Consider the following 17,647-nt stretch of genomic DNA (forward strand, 5'->3'; position numbering starts at 1 on the left):
GGATATGACCCCATGAAAAATCTTTTAGGTTATCTTACCTGCGTGGCTGTGGCGATACTGCTTAGAGTTTATATAAACGGAAGCGGTGGTACGCTTGTGCTTTATCTTTTAGCTATAGCCTTTGTGATATCTCTTGCGGCACTTCTCATTACCAAGCGTAAACTTGTGGCAGCCATAAAGCTTTCCACAGAAATAAGTGCAAAGAACGAGGAGTTTGACGCTGACATAATGCTTTTAAATGCAATACGCATTATTCCCTCATGCGTTGTTGAGGTAACGGCAGAGTGTTCAGATAATATCGGTGCTGTAAGCCCACTTGAATTTAAAACTATCGTGGCAGGCGGCAGACAGCAAAGCGTCAGCGTTAAGCTGAAAACACGTTATGCAGGTCTTGGCACAGTGAAAATAAAAAGCATACGTTTGCATGACTATCTTGGAATAATCACCCTGCACCTTGACAGTTCACGTTATGAAAAAGCCGTGGGAAAAATAAAAATAATGCCGAATATCCCTGACACTGGCTCTCAAACAGAGCTTCTTAAAGCAACTTCCGAGAACGCTTCATTTGACGATAACGAAAGCGAATCAGATGAAAATGCACTTGGTCTTACAGGCGTTCCGGGCTATGACCACAGACAGTATGAGATAGGCGACCCGCTGAAAAGAATAAACTGGAAGCTTTCTTCAAAGCGTGACGAGCTTATGGTGCGCCTTGATGAAAAGGTCACGGCTTCAAGTCAGGCGTTTTTCCTTGATATACCAAGCGAAAATCATGACCCTATGTTTGCTATGAATATTGATAATATAGTCGAAGCGAGCCTTGCAATGCTTTCAATGCTTATCATGGAGGGCTTTGAGAGTGAGTATAATTATTATCTTGACGGCTGGAAAAGCATGAAAATAAAGCAGGCAGGTGATATAATAGAGCTTCAAAACGACCTTGCGGCAATAGCACCATATCCGCAGGAAAAGCGTTTTGCCTTTTCTCATGAGATAGGCAAGACAGCTCCTATCTGCTTCACAGCCTGCATGGCGACTTCTCAGGGGGAATTTTCTTCTCTTATAGAAGAATTTAACGGCTCTTTTGTAGTGACACGTCTTAGCGGTCTTGATAAGCAGACAGAAAATATGTGGCTTGTAGACGAAACTTTCGAGTTTCGTAAAATGACATAGGGGGTGTGGCTTTTGAATACTAAAACTGCTCAGATAAAAACCACCCTTGTGAATATTCTTTCAAAATATGCTTTGCCGCTGCTCCTTGGAGCAGTGGTCATGAACATAATCTTTAAAACCTATCTTGTAGACAATGTCAGACTTTATACTTTTGGATATGTGGTCTATGAATGTCTGCTGTTTGCTCTTTTTGAGTGGCTGAAACCGAAAAAAGTCCTGCGAGGTCTTGTCTATACCGCCCTTATGGTGGCAGTGCTGTTTTTGGGCTTTCAGCTTCTTCGTGCTGGATTTGAACATTCTGGAAAATCATTTATCAATTGGTTTTATGTAAACAGGCAGGAGATAGGTCAGATAGATGAATATTTCTACTTTCTGTTTGTGGGACTAGGCTTCTTTATCATTTCGGTGCTTTATTATTTCACCATTGTGCGTTATAGAAGCTTTGGAACGATGCTCGTTGTGCTTTTTCCGTTTTTTATTTACGGAAAGCGTGCCGACTCAATGGATACTCTTGACATAACCATAATGCTCACTGTGTTCATTGCACTTATGGTGCACAGCAGACTTGTTTCAGACGAGAGCAAGCATGACCTTGTTATAAACGGCTCTTATGTGGCGGCATCGGCGGTTTTCGTTACCCTTGTGGGTGCGCTTGCAATGCTTATGCCGACTTCCTCAAAGACATCTTATCTTGAAAAAAACAGCAACTTCTTTGATGTGAATATCAAAAGCAGTGGCACATATGACAATCTTAGTGATAAGTCTTCCCCAAGATTTGGCGCAGACGCAACGGGCGAGATACTTTTCAACTTCACCACAACCTCTGATGAACAGGTCATTTACCTCCGCAGACAATCCTTTGACCTTTTCAGAAACGAGAAGTGGGTAACAGACGATAGCTTCTATGATTTTGATTTTGACAAAAATGTTCATCTTTATGGTGACAACGAGGTGAACTCACCGAGCTATGTTTACAGCATAGCAAAGTCACTTGCAGATAAGGATTACACCAAGGATCTTGGCGTGGACAAGTCACAGTTTCCTGATGATCTGTTCAGTGAAAAGGCAGTCATGAATCAGTTCAGCGACAGCTTTGCCCCTAGTTATATCCCTGCTCCGCTGATGATAACCCCAGGGGAGAACAACGTTTATATCAAAACAACTCACAGCGAGGTCTACAGACCATATGACACCGCAGGAAATAAGCTTGGCATCAGCTTTGAGTATATCCCTGAAACGGAGAGCGAAAGACAGGCTGCGGCAAATCTTGATATGACCGAAAATCAGTTCAAACTGCTGCTTTCTTACGGCTTGACAAACGGAGATGTCACATCAAATCAATCGGTGAATATTTATAAGATATATGCGTTGTACACAGACGTTTCTGCATATGACGATAAAGGTGGAAAAATGGAGGCTCTTGCAAAGAGCATAACGGAAAACTGCAAAAATGATTATGAGAAAGCTCAGGCACTTGTGGATTATTTTGAACAAAATGGTTATGTATACGACAATGAGTATGAGCCTGACGATGAGTCTATCGCATATTTTCTTTTCACGAGCAAGCGAGGAAACTGCACAAACTATGCCACAAGCATGACGCTTATGGCGAGAATGCTGGGACTTCCAGCAAGGTATGTTGAGGGCTTTGCAGCATATGAAAAGAATGAACGTGGAGAGTTTGTGGTAAGAGATAGCCATGCTCACGCTTTTGTAGAGGTCTTTATCACAGGCATTGGCTGGATGACTTTTGACCCGACAGTTCCGGGCTATCAGCGTGACTACAGTGCAAATGGTACGAACTTTGATGTTTCAACTTTTGTAAGCTATTTCAGCAGGATCGCACTGTTTATCGGTGTAGCGTTTGTGCTTGTGGTTTTCGTATTCCTTAATAGAATTATCGAGGTATTTTTCCGACTGTCACTTAAATTCAGAGATAACGGAGAAAAGGTCATAAGGCTTTACAGGCGGGTGGTAAGGCTTTTGACCATAGCTTCTAATGACAAGCTATTGGGATACACGCCTGAAATGATAAGAGAATATCTTGTTAAGAGGCGTGGAGTTGAGCTTGGCGGTCTTATAGATCTTTTTGAAAAGACCTGCTTCGGTGGATATGTTCCTGATGAAGCCGAGTGGAAAATGGTCTATGCAGAGTACAAAGCACAATGGAAAAAGCTCACAAAGCGTGAGAAAACTTCTTTGGAGCTTGATAAGAATATGTAATGAAATGGCTGTGCGGAAAAAATCACGCACGGCTATTTTTTTGTATAAAAAAAGGCTGCCGTATAAAACAGCAGCCTGAGAGTGTAAAAAATCTCCGAAAGAGCAGGACGTCAAGGACGCCTACTGTATCTGATATTTAATTAAAGTGAAGCAAGAAGATTGCTCATTGCGTAAAGTCCTGCCGGCTTTCCACAAAGGAAAACGCCTGCATTCACTGCACCAACAGCGAAAACCTGCTTTGAATGAGCTTCGTGCTTGAGGGAGATGACTTCATCTCTGCCTGCAAAGATTATCTCATGCTCGCCGACAATAGTGCCGCCACGGACAGAGTGCATACCGATCTCGGTCTTTTCTCTCTTTGCTCTTACAGAATGACGATCGTAAACATAGTGATACTTGTTGTCAAGCTCCTCGTTTATTGCGTCTGCAAGCATGATAGCAGTGCCTGACGGAGCGTCTATCTTCTGGTTATGGTGCTTCTCGATTATCTCGATATCATACTGACCGCCAAGAACTTTTGCGGCAGTTTTTGCAAGATTTGCAAGAAGATTGATACCAAGGGTCATGTTGAATGTGAAGAAAACAGGTATCTGCTCGGAAGCCTTGTGTATCTTCGCTGTATCCTCTTCTGTATAGCCTGTGGTAGCTATTACAAGGGCAGTGCCGTTTGAAAGGCAATAGCTGAGAAGTCCGTCCAGTGCGGAAGGGTGTGAGAAGTCGATTATTACATCAGGCTTTTCAGGCAGGTCGGCAGGCTCTTTTACTACAGGGAAGTCTGCATAAGCCTCGCCAAATTTGTCGATACCTGCGCTTACTGTGCAGTCGTCACGCTCTGATATAACGTCATATATGAACCTGCCCATTTTTCCGCAGGCACCGCATATTGCGACCTTTGTCATTTATATCATTCCTTTTCTTTTTGATTTGTAGATAAACGTAAGTGATAATGTCAAAGACAGCGTTTGGGCTGTCGGGGACGCCAACCCTTACATTAGTACAATTTTATAACGGTAAACATAAAGGGCGAATTTCTCCGCCCTTTGTATTTTTTTTTACTTGATAAGTCCGAGAGCGTTCATTGACGCTTTCAGCTTTTCTATCTTATCATCGCTCATTCTTACAAGCGGCAGACGGCACTCGCCGACCTCAAAGCCCATAAGATTAAGAGCTTCCTTGACAGGGATAGGGTTTACGTCGCTGAAAAGTGCCTTTGCAAAACCAAGGGTCTTGAATACCTTTTCTCTTGCTTCCTCGTACTTTCCATCAAGGCAGAGCTGTGTGATCTCATGTGTTTCAAATGGCATACAGTTGGAAAGAACTGAGATAACACCCTTTCCGCCCAGAGCCATGATAGGAACTATCTGATCGTCGTTGCCTGAATAGATATCAAGGTCATCGCCGCAGAGAGCTGCCACCTGTGTTATCTGGCTGATGTTTCCGCTTGCTGCCTTGATAGCAACGATATTGTCTATCTTTGCAAGCTCACGGCAGGTTTCAGGAAGAATGTTCACACCTGTTCTTGACGGTACGTTGTAAAGAATGATAGGCAGTGTAACAGCCTTTGCGATAGCGGAGAAGTGTGCGATAAGTCCTGCCTGTGAAGTCTTATTATAATAAGGTGTAACACAAAGCAGAGCGTCAGCACCAAGCTCCTCAGCCTTCTTAGAAAGGTTTACGGCATACTCTGTATGGTTTGAGCCTGTGCCTGCGATAACAGGAATTCTGTGATTTGTCTTTTCAACAGCATAGCGGATACACTCGATATGCTCCTCATCTGTCATGGTAGCACTTTCGCCTGTTGTTCCGCAGATTATGATAGCGTCTGTGCCGTTATCGATGTTGAAATCGATAAGCTCGCCCAGCTTGTCAAAGTTGATAGAGCCGTCAGCGTTCATAGGTGTAACGATAGCAACGCCTGCACCTGTGAAAATAGTCTTTTTCATAAACAGCACTCCTTTCGTGCGTATATATGTGTTATATTAGTCAAAATAGCCATTTGCTGCAAGAAGCTCAGCCAGCAGAACTGCTCCGCCTGCCGCACCTCTCAGTGTATTGTGTGAAAGGCAAACGAACTTATAGTCATACTGTGAATCTTCTCTAAGTCTGCCTATAGAAACTGCCATGCCGCCCTCAAGGTTTCTGTCGAGCTTAGCCTGTGGACGATCGTCCTCTGTGAAGTAGTTAAGGAACTGCTTTGGAGCGCTTGGAAGCTGAAGCTCCTGTGGAACACCGCTGAAATCTTTCCAAGCCTGAAGGATCTCTTCCTTAGAAGGTTTATTCTCAAATGATACGAAAACTGCCGCTGTGTGACCGTCGGAAACAGGAACTCTCAGGCACTGTGTTGTGATAGCCGGAGCTGTTGCGTCAACGATAACGTCGCCCTCGATATGACCCCAGATCTTAAGAGGCTCTTTCTCAGACTTTTCTTCCTCGCCGCCGATATAAGGGATAACGTTGTCAAGGATCTCAGGGAAGCTTTCAAATGTCTTGCCTGCGCCTGAAATTGCCTGATATGTGCAGGCAAGAGCCTTTGTTACCTTATACTTATCCATGAGAGGAGCAAGAGCAGGAACGTAAGACTGGAGTGAGCAGTTAGACTTAACTGCGATAAATCCTCTCTTTGTACCAAGTCTTTTTCTCTGTGAAGCGATTATCTCGATATGCTCAGGGTTTACCTCAGGAATGACCATTGGAACATCAGGAGTATGTCTGTGTGCGGAGTTGTTTGATACAACAGGGCATTCAGCCTTTGCATACTTTTCTTCAAGGGCTCTTATCTCGTCTTTCTTCATATCAACTGCGCAGAATACGAAATCTACCATTGAAGCGATCTTCTCAACGTCCTCCTCGGCGTTCAGAACTGTAAGCTCACCGATAGCTTCCGGCAGAGGCTCTGAAAGCTTCCACTTACCTGCAACTGCGTCCTTGAGCTTTTTGCCTGCCGAACGCGGTGAAGCGGCAACGCATACTACATTGAACCATGGGTGTTTGTCAAGAAGCAGAGAAAATCTCTGACCTACCATTCCTGTTGCACCGATGATACCGACATTGTACTTTTTCATATTAAAACTCCTTTTCCTGTGCCATGGTAACAATTTTCTTTGGCGTTATACACTAAAATATGCCGCTGTTCAAATGTTATTTTGCACAAAACATAAAAAATAAACAAATAATAAAAAAACTGGTTGAAAACCAGTTCATCATACAATATAATAAGAATGTTGACATAAAAATTTATGCCGATAGCACTCCACCATTTGTAATGATGACAACTGATAGTCTATTAAACTAACAGTCAGCAGGAGTGTTCCCGATACTCCGCTTCGGCAGTTTTACCTTTCTCATTTACCATAGGCGTTGGGACGCTGTTGTGTGGGGTCACACGAAAAATGATACTCATTTCAACTGCACCTCTATCTGTTCTGTTTAATGATAACAAATATTTAGCGTTCTGTCAATACATATAGATAAAAATATTTTAATTTTCTGTAAATTAATAAGTTTATATGAAATTAATTAGACTTACAGAGCGGTGACGGCTATTGGGTCGGGAATTTTACATCGGGACGTCGGGGGCGCCGTCCCCTACAAAGTTATTCATGTACATTATTATATTATTATAAATAGGAGATATTTAAAATGCTTGATATCAACAACATGAAAAGATCGGATTTTTATTATGACCTGCCACAGGAGCTTATTGCACAGACCCCTGTCGAGCCTAGAAATGCTTCGAGAATGATGAAGATAAACAGGCGGACGGGAGAGGTGGTTCATGACCATTTCTATAATCTATGCAATTATCTCAAAAAAGGTGACTTGCTTGTGCTTAACGACTCAAAGGTGCTTCCTGCGAGGATATACGGCGAGCGTGAGGACACAGGCTCGTTCATTGAGTTTTTGCTTGTGGAGCAGAAAGAGAACATGGTCTGGGAGATTCTTTGCAGACCCGGCAAAAAAGCCAAGATAGGCACAAGATTTGTTTTTGGCGGCGGTAAGCTGAAAGCGGAGATAATTGATGTGTTGGAGGACGGAAACCGTATCGCACGATTTGAGTGCGAGGAGAATTTCTTTGCCACACTTGACGAGATAGGTCAGATGCCTTTGCCGCCTTATATTACTGAAAAGCTGAAGGACAAGGACAGATACCAGACGGTTTATGCTCATGAGCTTGGCTCGTCTGCTGCGCCGACTGCCGGTCTGCATTTCACTGAGCAGCAGCTTGAGGACTTAAAGGCAATGGGTGTGAACATTGCGTATGTTACTCTGCACGTTGGTCTTGGCACGTTCAGACCTGTTAAGGAGGACAAGGTCCTTGACCATAAGATGCACAGGGAACATTATGAGCTTAGCCGTGAAACCGCAGACATGATAAACGAAACGAAGAAAAATGGCGGACGTGTTATTGCGGTGGGTACTACTTCATGCAGGACGCTGGAGAGCGTGGCGGCATTCAATGACGGAAAGATAGTTCCATGTGACGGTTACACGGAGATATTTATTTATCCGGGCTTTGAGTTCAAGGTGCTTGACGGACTTGTTACTAATTTTCACCTGCCTGAAAGCACGCTCATTATGCTTGTTTCTGCATTTATGGGATACGAGAACACTATGAACGCTTACAAGATAGCTGTGGAGGAGAAATACAGATTTTTCAGCTTTGGTGATTGTATGCTCATAATATCTGAGTGAGGAATTAAGGTATCGCCTGCGGCGATGATATCTCATTTCAAACTTTGTTTTACGGAGGTTTTTTCTATATGAATGACGTTAAGTCAGGGGAGAAGAAACGACTGTATTTATATGACAATCTGAAATTTCTGCTTATAGTGCTTGTGGTCTTGGGGCATTTGATAGACGACAGCACTGTCAAGCTTTTTGGTGACGGCGGCGGTGAAACAGGCGTACCGCAGGCAAAGGTTTTTAGCGGCGCATTTCTGTTTCTGTATGCTTTTCATATGCCGTTGTTTATATTCATATCAGGACTTTTCAACAGGGGGCATGATGACGGCAGGAAAGTGCTTGGAAAGACGCTTGGATTTGTTGTTATCGGAATGTTAATGAAATGCCTGAATTATTGGTCGCAGGTGAGATTTCAGACGGATTTTGACAAGGAAAACAGTGATGGCGAGATTTTCTTTGACCTTTTAGGCGGCGACGGTGTATATTGGTATATGTTCGCAATGGCAGCGTTTATGGTGCTTTGCTATCTGTTAAGAAACAGCAGACCTTGGGCGGTGCTTACGGCGGCTGTGGTGACGGCACTTGCGGCAGGGTATGACCCTAGCGTGGGCGATGAATATGAGCTATCCAGGATAGTGGTGTTTTTCCCGTTTTACTACTGCGGATATGTGCTTGACCCTGAAAAGGTGGCTGATTTTGTGAAGAAGTGGTATGTAAGGGTGCTGTCCTTGGGAGTGATAGGCATTTGGACTTATTTCTGCTTTGGAAAAACAAAGCTTGTTTATCCGCTGAGAATGCTTCTTACGGGAAGAAACTCTTATTTTTCCATATCTGAAGCAACGGACATGGATTGCACTTTTTTGAGCAGGCTTCTTGTTATGGGTATCTCGGCACTGCTTTGTTTGGCGGTGCTTGGTATTGGGCTTGATGTGAAGATTCCACTGATAACAAAGTGCGGTTCCAGGACTTTGCAGGTGTACTTCTGGCACAGGACTATTGTTTATATGCTCACATACTATGGTTATCAGGCATATCTTGCAAAGGCTTTTCCTGAACGTTGGGAGCTTTATCTGGCACTTACAGCGATACCTATTGTATTGGTGCTTTGCATAAAAATATTTGGTGTGCCTCTGGATATGGTGCTTAAAGGGATAAGGGGCAGGAATGATATCATAAAGGAGAACGGAAATGGAAAATAACTTTTTTAAGAGCGTTATTGACGCAGACGATGCACCTGTGGTTATTTGTGACCTTGAGCATACGATAGTATATATGAACCCGACAGCGGTCAAAAGATATGAAAAGCGCGGAGGAGCGGCTCTTGTGGGCAGATCAATAAAGGGCTGTCACAACGGGGATTCTAATGCTAAGATAGAACAGGTCATTGCATGGTTCAAAAAGGACAAGGGCAACAACAAGGTGTATACTTTCCGCAACGAAAAGGAAAATAAGGACGTTTACATGATAGCTCTCAGAAATGATGAGGGAGAGCTTATTGGATATTATGAAAAGCATGAGTACAGAACAAGAGAAAGTATGGCTATGTACGATCTTAGAAATGGTGAGAATTAATGGATAAGATCATTGATCTTTCGCTGCCTGAAAAATGCAGGATTCTTGCTGTCAGCGATATCCATACCCATTGGCAGCTTTTTGATAGACTGCTGAAAAAGGCAAAATATGATCCGCAAAATGACTATCTTGTGATAGTCGGCGACATACTTGAACATGGCAGTGACAATATAAAGACCCTTGAATATGTCAAGGCTCTTTGCGATAAAAGTGACAAGGCAATATTATTAATGGGCAATAATGACATAATGTGTTCAAGAATGGCTTATCACTATGAGTTCAAGCGGTTCCAGCAGCAGTTTTACCGCAATGAGCATAACACGTTCAGGCAAATGGCTAATACGCTGGGATATGTTGACTGCTGGGAGGGCAACTGGCTTGAGATAAGAGAAAAAGTTGTAGAGAAGTATGGCGAGCTGTTATCTTTTATCAGAGAGCTTCCAACGTGCCTTGAAACAGAGGAATATGTTTTTGTTCATGGAGGGCTTGAAAACCGTCCTGATTGGAGAAATACAGATGATATTTATGCTATAACTGTTCCGTGGTTTTTACGGAAAGAAAATCCAACAGGAAAGCAGCTTGTATTCGGGCATTATCCCACATACAATTATAAGCGTTCAAATGTGACTAATCTTCCGATAATTGACAGCAAAAAGAAAATGATATGTATTGACGGCGGAATGACTATCAAGAAGGCTTGTCAGATGAATTTGTTTATCATTGATAAGTGCGGCGAGAATTATTCTCATAGAATAATTTGGGATACAGATGTGCCAAAGAAAACTGTCTTAAAGGATTTTTCATGTGACATGAAACCTGTTTATATTGATTGGGAAAAGCAGAATTTAACGATAATTGAGAAAAATGGATATATGACAAAGGTCAGAGATGAGTATTCAGGGGGCGAGGGTCTTATTCCTGACCGTGAAATATATTTTTTTGATGAAAAGCCTCATGTATATCAGTTTTTGTCATCGTTTCCTGCTGTCAGAAAAGGTGAGCGGGTATCGGTCTTTGACGAAGATGAAACAATGTCTTTGGTAATTACGGAAAAGGCCACAGTCGGCTGGCTGCCGTCTGATATAATAGAATGATAAAGGAGAATTTATGTTTACATTACTTAAACAAGAGGGTGCTGCACGCAGGGGGCAGTTTGAAACTGTTCATGGAACTATACAGACGCCTGTTTTTATGAACGTGGGAACTTCGGCGGCAATAAAGGGCGGAGTTTCTTCCATTGATTTAAAAAACGAGCTTAAAACGCAGGTGGAGCTTTGCAATACCTATCATTTGCACGTCAGACCGGGTGACGACATTATATACAAAATGGGCGGACTTCATAAGTTCATGAACTGGGACAAGCCTATTCTTACAGACAGCGGTGGATTTCAGGTATTTTCTTTGGCCAAGCTGCGTAAAATCAAAGAGGAAGGCGTGTACTTCAACTCTCATGTTGACGGTCGCAGGATTTTTATGGGTCCTGAGGAGAGTATGCAGATACAATCGCATCTTGCTTCTACTATTGCAATGGCGTTTGACGAGTGTGTGGAAAATCCTGCTGAGCATAGCTATTCAAAGGCAAGCTGCGACAGAACGGTAAGGTGGCTTGAGAGATGTATCGCTGAGCAGAAAAGGCTCAACGGGCTTGAGAATACTATAAACAAGCATCAGATGCTGTTCGGTATCAATCAGGGCTGTACTTATGAGGATCTGCGTATCGAGCATATGAAGCGCATAAGAGAAATGGAATACTGTTCGGGCTTTGCTATTGGCGGTCTTGCGGTGGGTGAGCCGACTGAGGTAATGTATAACATTATAGAAAAGGTCGAACCTTTTATGCCAAAGGATAAGCCGAGATATCTTATGGGCGTTGGCACACCGACAAACATAATCGAAGCTGTTTACAGAGGCGTGGACTTCTTTGATTGCGTAATGCCAAGCAGAAATGCACGTCACGGAACGCTGTTCACATGGAACGGCATTATGCACATCACTAATAAAAGGTATGAAACTGACCCTAGACCTATTGACGAGCATTGCGATTGTCCTGCTTGCCGTAATCACAGCAGGGCGTATATTCGTCATCTGTTCAAGTCTGAGGAGCAGTTGGGCGGCAGGCTGGCAGTTATGCACAATCTGTATTTCTACAACACGCTCACGGAGAAGATAAGAGAGGCTCTTGACGAGGGCAGATTTGAGCAGTTCAGAAATCAATACAGCTCGCTTCTTGCTTCAAAGTGTGAGGATTAACAAAATATAACGGTATGACGCTGTTTTCGGAAAATGCAAAGATGTTATTTTGTATTTTACGGAGATGGCGTTTTTTCGTTGAGTGGAGGCTATTTTATTTGATGAAAGCATGGTTTTGTTGCTTCGACTGGCGAACGCTAATCGCCCCTGCAGAAAAGGTGTGGTAGCAGGTGTAAAAAGTGTGGGTGCAGATAAAAATATAAGGGAAGTCAAGATTGAATGTGAAGCTGTTTTTATAAATTATACAGGGGGATTATATGAGTATTTTTGAGCTTTTTCTTACTGCGTGTGGACTTTCTATGGACGCTTTTGCGGTATCGGTGACTAATGGGCTTTGTGTCAGAAAGGGGAGAGTCAGGGGAGCATTGATGTGCAGTATCATATTCGGGCTTTTTCAGGGGATAATGCCTGCGATCGGCTATGCGCTGGGCATGAATTTTGCGGAGTACATAGAGAGGTTCGACCACTGGATAGCTTTGATACTGCTTGGATTCATAGGGTTGAACATGATATGCGGTTCGGGGGACGATGAGATCCAGACAGGGGGCAGGCTTACTTTCGGGGAGGTGCTTGTGCAGGGATTTGCGACTTCGGTTGACGCACTGGCTGTGGGCATAAGCTTTGCGGCACTTGGTGTGGGCATAGTCAGGTCGGCAGCGTTTATATGTGCTGTTACTGCGGTCGTATCGTTCTGTGGGTTTATGCTTGGTAACAAATTCAGCGGAAAACTCAAAAGCAAGGCAAGGATAGTTGGGGGAGTTATTTTAATATGTATAGGGCTTAAAATATTCGCTGAACAGACTATATTTGCTTAAAACAATTTTCTTATTCACATAAATATGTATCACATAGATATCTTTGTGAATTTTAATTTAACAATTACAGGTGTGTATGTTCATAAACAAGCCACAATATCAGTGTATAATAAATCTCGTGATTTTTAGACAAGTGTATAAATTTGCGATTGATGTACAAACTTATGATAAGTGTACAAAGTTATGATATGTGTATAAACTTGCGATAAGTGTAAAAATTAGTGCATGGTGACCGACAAGTTTATGGAAAGTCGGAGGGAGGAAAGGCTTTTTTTATAGCTGGTTTTATGAAAAAGCTATTTATTTTTGATCTGGACGGAACGCTTGTAAATTCTATTTATGATCTTGGGGACGCCATGAATGCGGTACTTGAGAGATATGGGTTTCCTGTGTTTGATTATGATACCTACAAGCATTTAGTGGGAAATGGTACTTTGAAGCTTGTTGAGCGGGCTTTGCCTGAGAAGCTGAGAAGCGAGGAGAACATCAAAAAGTATCATGCTGAGTTCTCTGAGGAATACAACAAGAGATGTGTGAACAAGACCAAGCCTTATGAGCATATCTGCGAGGTGCTTGACACGCTTCGCAATGAGGGCATTATGACGGCGGTGGCTTCAAACAAGCCTGACGGCTTTGTGAACTACATTGTAAAGAATATTTTCGGTGAGAAAGATTTTGACCTGATCGAGGGCAAAAAGGACGGTGTTCCGACAAAGCCTGCGCCTGAGATAATATACAATATTCTTGGCACGCTTGGGGTCAAGGCTGAGGAAGCTATGCTTATCGGAGATTCTGATGTTGATGTTATGACGGCAAAAAATGCGGGTCTTGACTGCATTGGCTGTGAATGGGGCTTCAGGGGCAGAGAAGAACTTGAAAATGCAGGTGCGAAGTATATTGCGGAGGTTCCGCAGGACATAGTGAGCATTTGTCATGAGATAAACAGGATATAATTAAAACGGAGGATTTCATATATGAGTTTTGTAATGGCTGATTTTTACAAGAGGTTTGTTGACGAGGAGCTTGACAGCGAGGGCAGACTTAAAAGCTTTAAGCTTGACCTGCCTGAGAACTTCAACTTCTCATATGACGTTATAGACGAGCTGGCTAAGAACGTGCCTGATAAGGTGGCTATGCAGTGGGTCAACGAGGAGGGTGAGGAGCATATCTTCACTTACAAGGATCTTTCTGAAAAGAGCAGTCAGGTGGCTAACATGATGCTGGCACACGGAGTTAAGAAGGGCGATTTTGTTATGGCTGTTCTTAAACGTCATTATGAGTTCTGGTTCCTTGCTTACGGTCTTATGAAGATAGGCGCTATCCTTGTGCCTGCAACTTGTCAGCTCAAGAAAAAAGACTATGTTTACCGTTTTGACGCTGCTTCTATATCTTACATCGTGGCAACTGCGGAGGACGATGTTCCTAATCAGGTGGATTCAGCTCTTGAACAGTACAGCGGCATGAAAGAGAAGTTTATCACTCACGGTGCTAAAGAGGGTTGGATAGATTTTCTCAGCGAAATGGACAAGTATCCAAAGACTTTTGAGAGGATCGAAACACACGTTACTGAGTCAATGCTCATGTATTTCAGCTCCGGTACTACCGGTTATCCTAAAATGGTACTGCACAAGTATTCACTGGCTGCGGCACACATTATCACTGCTAAGCACTGGCACCACCTTGACGAGAACTCACTGCACCTTACTGTTTCAGAGACAGGCTGGGCAAAGTGTGCATGGGGCAAGATGTTCGGTCAGTTTATCTGCGGTGCAACAACTTTTGTATATGACTTTGACAGATTTATTCCTGCAAACGTGCTGAAAGTAATTCAGGATTACAAGCTGACTTCTTTCTGCGCACCTCCGACAATGTACAGATTTTTCATCAAGGAAGGTCTTGAAAACTATGACCTTTCTTCACTGAAATATAGCTGTATCGCCGGTGAGGCTCTTAACCCTGAGGTATTCAACAAGTGGTATGAGTACACAGGTCTTAAGCTTATGGAGGGCTTCGGTCAGACAGAGGGCGCTGTGCTTGTGGGCAATCTTTACGGCATGGAGCCAAAGCCGGGCTCCATGGGTAAGCCTACACCCCTTTACAATATCGGTATAGTTGACAACGAGGGCAAGCCTGTTAAGGTAGGCGAGACAGGCGAGATCGTTGTTTACGCTAAGAGGGGCGAAAACCCTGCGCTGTTCAAGGAGTATTACAGAAACCCTGAGGCAACGGACAACGCTTGGAGATTTGGTATGTACCACACAGGCGACACGGCTTACATGGACGATGACGGCTACTACTGGTATGTTGGAAGAACGGACGACCTTATCAAGGCTTCGGGTTATCGTATAGGACCTTTCGAGATAGAGAGTATCCTTATGGAACACCCTTCTGTACTGGAGTGTGCTATCACGGCGGCTGATGACGCTATCAGAGGCAAGGTAGTAAAGGCTACTATCGTGCTTGCAAAGGGCTACACTGCTTCTCCTGAGCTTGCCAAGGAGCTTCAGAACTATGTTAAGCAATCAACTGCGCCTTACAAGTATCCTAGAATAGTTGAGTTCGTGGACGAGCTGCCTAAGACTATCAGCGGTAAGATACGCCGTGTTGAGATAAGAGAGAATGACAGCAAGAAGAATAGCTGATTTTAAGACTTAGATATGGTGATATGTGGGACGTCGCATTTCTGTGAAACAGGAATTGCGCTGTTTCCTACATCTAGGTGATGTAAAAAAAAATAGCACAGCTCTTTTTAATGAGGGCTGTGCTTTTTTATTGGGTAAAGATGTGGCATATGGTTTGTTGCTTCGACGGGCGAACAGTGTTCGCCCCTACGAAATGTTATATTTTTTTGTAAAAGTATTGACAAATATTTGGCTTTATGGTATTATATAATATTACCATGACATATGGGAAATTATAGAGAATCGGGAGAGGTGCTTTTTATGAAGAATGGTATGAAGAAAACGGCGGCTGTTGTTATGGCGGCAATGCTTATGGGCACGGGGGCTGTTGTACCTGCGGCGGAGAATATGGGGATATTCTCACAGACGGCTATCGTTGCGGAAGCGGCGAGTGTTGGCAAGGTAACGGGGCTTAAATCTAAGACGCTTTCAAACAGTGAGATACAGCTCAACTGGAGCAAGGTAAAGGGTGTGAGCGGTTACACTGTTTATATGCGAAAAAACGGCAAGTACAACAAGCTTGGGGATTGCAAGGGTACGAGCTACACAGTTAAGAAGCTGCCTAATGCAACGAGAGAGAATTTTAAAGTAAGGGCATTCAAGACTGTAAAGGGCAAGAAAGTTTACGGAGAATATTCCGCAAACTGGAACACGGCGACCAATCCGCAGGCTTGCAAGGGGCTAAAGGTAAGCAGTGTTGGCACTGACAGCGTTAAGCTTTCTTGGACGAAGATAGGCTGTACAAATTACCGCATTTATCAGAACATAAAAGGCAAATGGAAAGAGATAGGCAAGACCACAGGGACAAGCTACACTGTGAAGAAGCTTGCGCCTGCGACAAAGTATCAGTTCAAGATAAGGGCTTGCAAGCAGGACGACAAAAAGACGAATAATAATCACTATGGCAAGTATTCGGGGGTCGTGACGGCGACAACTAAGAAAAGTGATAAGATAACACAGGCAGATATTGATGCTATGCAAAAGGAATTGCAGGAGTATTCAAAGAGTAAAGCGACTTATGTAAAGGAACATTACACGGAATTTTGGAAGTATGGCATTGAGTATAATACGCTAGAAGAATTTTTTGATTATTATGCAAAAGATTGTACACCAGAAGAGTCTAGTTATGACGACGTGTATACTATTCCTTTTGGAGAAACCAACATAGACGAAGTGACTGATTTGTTCAAAAGAAAGTTGGATTTTGAATATAAAGAAAGAAACGATGTTTATTATGTGGTTTATATAGAAACTTGTCCTAACGGACACAGAATAAACTCAAAACCTTGTTGGGCTATCTATTTCTTATACTAAACAGAACGGATAACACTATAAGTGTAAAATGTGTTGACTTTTGTACACTGTGGGTGTATAATAAAACTGAAAACTGATAAGAAAATGTACAATGCTCTTATGGGTGTTGTGCATTTTTTGTATCATATGGTTATCCTAATTGTGAGGTGAATGTTTTGCAGGCGGTTTATGAATATCCTCCGAAGCTGTCAAGGGCGGAGAGGCAGGTCAAGGCGGCACATGATATTGAAGAACACAGGAAAATGCAGAGGAATATGTATAAGAATATCCTGCTTGGGGTCGTTATCATCATAATTGGTGCGGTGTTTGCAAGTGCGGTCTTTGCAAAGGTTCTGCTTATACTGCTGGGGGCTTGCAATTGTTCTGTGGGCGGGCTTATGTACTGGTATTACTCGCTTTCACGGGACGCTGATGTTTACACGAGGATATATGAGGATCACATTGAACACTCTCAACGCATGGGGCTTTCTAAAAGCTATCTGCACATATGCCTTTACTATGAGGAAGTAGAGAAGTCTTATCAGACAAACAAGGGCAGACTCGTTTGCGTGCTGAAAAATGTGGAGAAGTCAAGCTTTGTGGTAAAGGACAAAGAGGGCAGGGAGAAAGCTTTTGTGCCTGAGGACGGTATGATAGCTCTGAGCTTTCAGGACACTAAGGGCAAGGTTGTGCTTATCAATGATTTTTATGAGAAGATAGGTTATCCACACAAGGAATACAACAAGATAGAGGACGAGGAGGACGATTATTACTCTGAGGAGGATATGAAGTGGGACAGGCTTCATAAGCATGGGCTGTAGTTGTAAACTTTTTGTTAAGCCCTTGAAATGTGGTGCGGAATGTGATAACATATTATTATATCAATACACTTGAAACACTATGACCGAGAGAGTAGTTTTGCTAAGGGTCTTCAGAGAGAAGCTGCGGCGTGTGTGC

15 protein-coding genes and 1 riboswitch are annotated in these 17,647 nt (G+C 43.1%); of the genes, 12 read left to right on the forward strand and 3 right to left on the reverse strand.

What is annotated here, in order from left to right; all coding sequences use genetic code 11:
* The first annotated feature begins 12 nt into the window (after window positions 1–12).
* Both DW938_RS01450 and DW938_RS01455 read left to right on the forward strand, forming a co-directional pair.
* Window positions 13–1,173, forward strand: a complete 1,161-nt coding sequence (locus DW938_RS01450; protein WP_118123683.1) for a DUF58 domain-containing protein — start codon at window positions 13–15, stop codon at window positions 1,171–1,173.
* A 12-nt stretch (window positions 1,174–1,185) separates the two neighbouring features.
* Window positions 1,186–3,396 carry a transglutaminase-like domain-containing protein gene (locus DW938_RS01455; protein WP_118123684.1) on the forward strand — a complete coding sequence of 737 codons (2,211 nt, stop codon included), beginning with the start codon at window positions 1,186–1,188 and terminating at the stop codon, window positions 3,394–3,396.
* A gap of 140 nt (window positions 3,397–3,536) precedes the next feature.
* Here the strand turns inward: DW938_RS01455 and dapB are convergent, their stop codons facing one another.
* The 3 genes from dapB to asd form a co-directional block, all read right to left on the reverse strand.
* Window positions 3,537–4,295 carry a 4-hydroxy-tetrahydrodipicolinate reductase gene (gene dapB, locus DW938_RS01460; protein WP_118123685.1) on the reverse strand — a complete coding sequence of 253 codons (759 nt, stop codon included), beginning with the start codon at window positions 4,293–4,295 and terminating at the stop codon, window positions 3,537–3,539.
* Window positions 4,296–4,448: 153 nt separating this feature from the next.
* On the reverse strand, window positions 4,449–5,339 hold the full coding sequence (gene dapA / locus DW938_RS01465; RefSeq protein WP_046441406.1) for a 4-hydroxy-tetrahydrodipicolinate synthase: 891 nt from the start codon (window positions 5,337–5,339) through the stop codon (window positions 4,449–4,451).
* Between the two features lie 36 nt (window positions 5,340–5,375).
* Window positions 5,376–6,458, reverse strand: coding sequence for an aspartate-semialdehyde dehydrogenase (asd, locus tag DW938_RS01470; RefSeq protein ID WP_118123686.1), 1,083 nt, complete (start codon window positions 6,456–6,458; stop codon window positions 5,376–5,378).
* Between the two features lie 173 nt (window positions 6,459–6,631).
* Window positions 6,632–6,820, reverse strand: a riboswitch (Lysine riboswitch).
* A gap of 215 nt (window positions 6,821–7,035) precedes the next feature.
* On the opposite strand from asd, the gene queA reads away from it, so the two are divergent.
* The 10 genes from queA (at window position 7,036) to DW938_RS01520 (ending at window position 17,511) form a co-directional block, all read left to right on the forward strand.
* Window positions 7,036–8,088, forward strand: coding sequence for a tRNA preQ1(34) S-adenosylmethionine ribosyltransferase-isomerase QueA (gene queA, locus DW938_RS01475; protein ID WP_118123687.1), 1,053 nt, complete (start codon window positions 7,036–7,038; stop codon window positions 8,086–8,088).
* Between the two features lie 68 nt (window positions 8,089–8,156).
* The gene (locus DW938_RS01480) at window positions 8,157–9,278 is read left to right on the forward strand and encodes an acyltransferase family protein (protein WP_118123688.1); all 1,122 of its coding nucleotides are present in this window, start codon (window positions 8,157–8,159) and stop codon (window positions 9,276–9,278) included.
* Complete coding sequence (locus tag DW938_RS01485) at window positions 9,268–9,651, forward strand: PAS domain-containing protein (protein ID WP_118123689.1); 384 nt, start codon at window positions 9,268–9,270, stop codon at window positions 9,649–9,651. Before DW938_RS01480 ends, DW938_RS01485 begins: the two co-directional genes overlap by 11 nt.
* The gene (locus DW938_RS01490) at window positions 9,651–10,745 is read left to right on the forward strand and encodes a metallophosphoesterase (RefSeq protein ID WP_118123690.1); all 1,095 of its coding nucleotides are present in this window, start codon (window positions 9,651–9,653) and stop codon (window positions 10,743–10,745) included. The genes DW938_RS01485 and DW938_RS01490 overlap by 1 nt, the downstream gene beginning before the upstream one ends.
* 13 nt (window positions 10,746–10,758) lie before the next feature.
* Entirely contained in the window at window positions 10,759–11,901 is a 1,143-nt protein-coding gene (tgt, locus tag DW938_RS01495) for a tRNA guanosine(34) transglycosylase Tgt (RefSeq protein WP_118123691.1), read from the forward strand.
* Window positions 11,902–12,158: 257 nt separating this feature from the next.
* Window positions 12,159–12,716 (forward strand): manganese efflux pump MntP family protein, encoded by a 558-nt coding sequence (locus tag DW938_RS01500; protein WP_118123692.1) that lies wholly within the window; start codon window positions 12,159–12,161, stop codon window positions 12,714–12,716.
* 287 nt (window positions 12,717–13,003) lie between these two features.
* A complete protein-coding gene (locus DW938_RS01505) occupies window positions 13,004–13,669 on the forward strand; it encodes an HAD family hydrolase (RefSeq protein ID WP_118123693.1) in 666 nt (221 codons plus the stop codon).
* Window positions 13,670–13,690: 21 nt separating this feature from the next.
* A complete protein-coding gene (locus DW938_RS01510; RefSeq protein WP_081856054.1) occupies window positions 13,691–15,358 on the forward strand; it encodes an AMP-binding protein in 1,668 nt (555 codons plus the stop codon).
* A 300-nt stretch (window positions 15,359–15,658) separates the two neighbouring features.
* Window positions 15,659–16,711 (forward strand): fibronectin type III domain-containing protein, encoded by a 1,053-nt coding sequence (locus DW938_RS01515; RefSeq protein WP_181984340.1) that lies wholly within the window; start codon window positions 15,659–15,661, stop codon window positions 16,709–16,711.
* A 146-nt stretch (window positions 16,712–16,857) separates the two neighbouring features.
* Window positions 16,858–17,511, forward strand: a complete 654-nt coding sequence (locus DW938_RS01520) for a hypothetical protein (RefSeq protein WP_242992328.1) — start codon at window positions 16,858–16,860, stop codon at window positions 17,509–17,511.
* Window positions 17,512–17,647: the final 136 nt, after the last annotated feature.

The sequence above is a fragment of the Ruminococcus sp. AM43-6 genome, assembly GCF_003461785.1.
GTDB lineage: Bacteria > Bacillota > Clostridia > Oscillospirales > Ruminococcaceae > Hominimerdicola > Hominimerdicola aceti.

Bases quoted from the DNA above. Each gene is read 5' to 3' on its own strand.
- DW938_RS01450 (WP_118123683.1), top strand. From the start codon at position 13: ATGAAAAATCTTTTAGGTTATCTTACCTGCGTGGCTGTGGCGATACTG.
- dapB (WP_118123685.1), bottom strand. From the start codon at position 4,295: ATGACAAAGGTCGCAATATGCGGTGCCTGCGGAAAAATGGGCAGGTTC.
- dapA (WP_046441406.1), bottom strand. From the start codon at position 5,339: ATGAAAAAGACTATTTTCACAGGTGCAGGCGTTGCTATCGTTACACCT.
- asd (WP_118123686.1), bottom strand. From the start codon at position 6,458: ATGAAAAAGTACAATGTCGGTATCATCGGTGCAACAGGAATGGTAGGT.
- queA (WP_118123687.1), top strand. From the start codon at position 7,036: ATGCTTGATATCAACAACATGAAAAGATCGGATTTTTATTATGACCTG.
- DW938_RS01480 (WP_118123688.1), top strand. From the start codon at position 8,157: ATGAATGACGTTAAGTCAGGGGAGAAGAAACGACTGTATTTATATGAC.
- DW938_RS01485 (WP_118123689.1), top strand. From the start codon at position 9,268: ATGGAAAATAACTTTTTTAAGAGCGTTATTGACGCAGACGATGCACCT.
- DW938_RS01490 (WP_118123690.1), top strand. From the start codon at position 9,651: ATGGATAAGATCATTGATCTTTCGCTGCCTGAAAAATGCAGGATTCTT.
- tgt (WP_118123691.1), top strand. From the start codon at position 10,759: ATGTTTACATTACTTAAACAAGAGGGTGCTGCACGCAGGGGGCAGTTT.
- DW938_RS01500 (WP_118123692.1), top strand. From the start codon at position 12,159: ATGAGTATTTTTGAGCTTTTTCTTACTGCGTGTGGACTTTCTATGGAC.
- DW938_RS01505 (WP_118123693.1), top strand. From the start codon at position 13,004: ATGAAAAAGCTATTTATTTTTGATCTGGACGGAACGCTTGTAAATTCT.
- DW938_RS01510 (WP_081856054.1), top strand. From the start codon at position 13,691: ATGAGTTTTGTAATGGCTGATTTTTACAAGAGGTTTGTTGACGAGGAG.
- DW938_RS01515 (WP_181984340.1), top strand. From the start codon at position 15,659: ATGAAGAATGGTATGAAGAAAACGGCGGCTGTTGTTATGGCGGCAATG.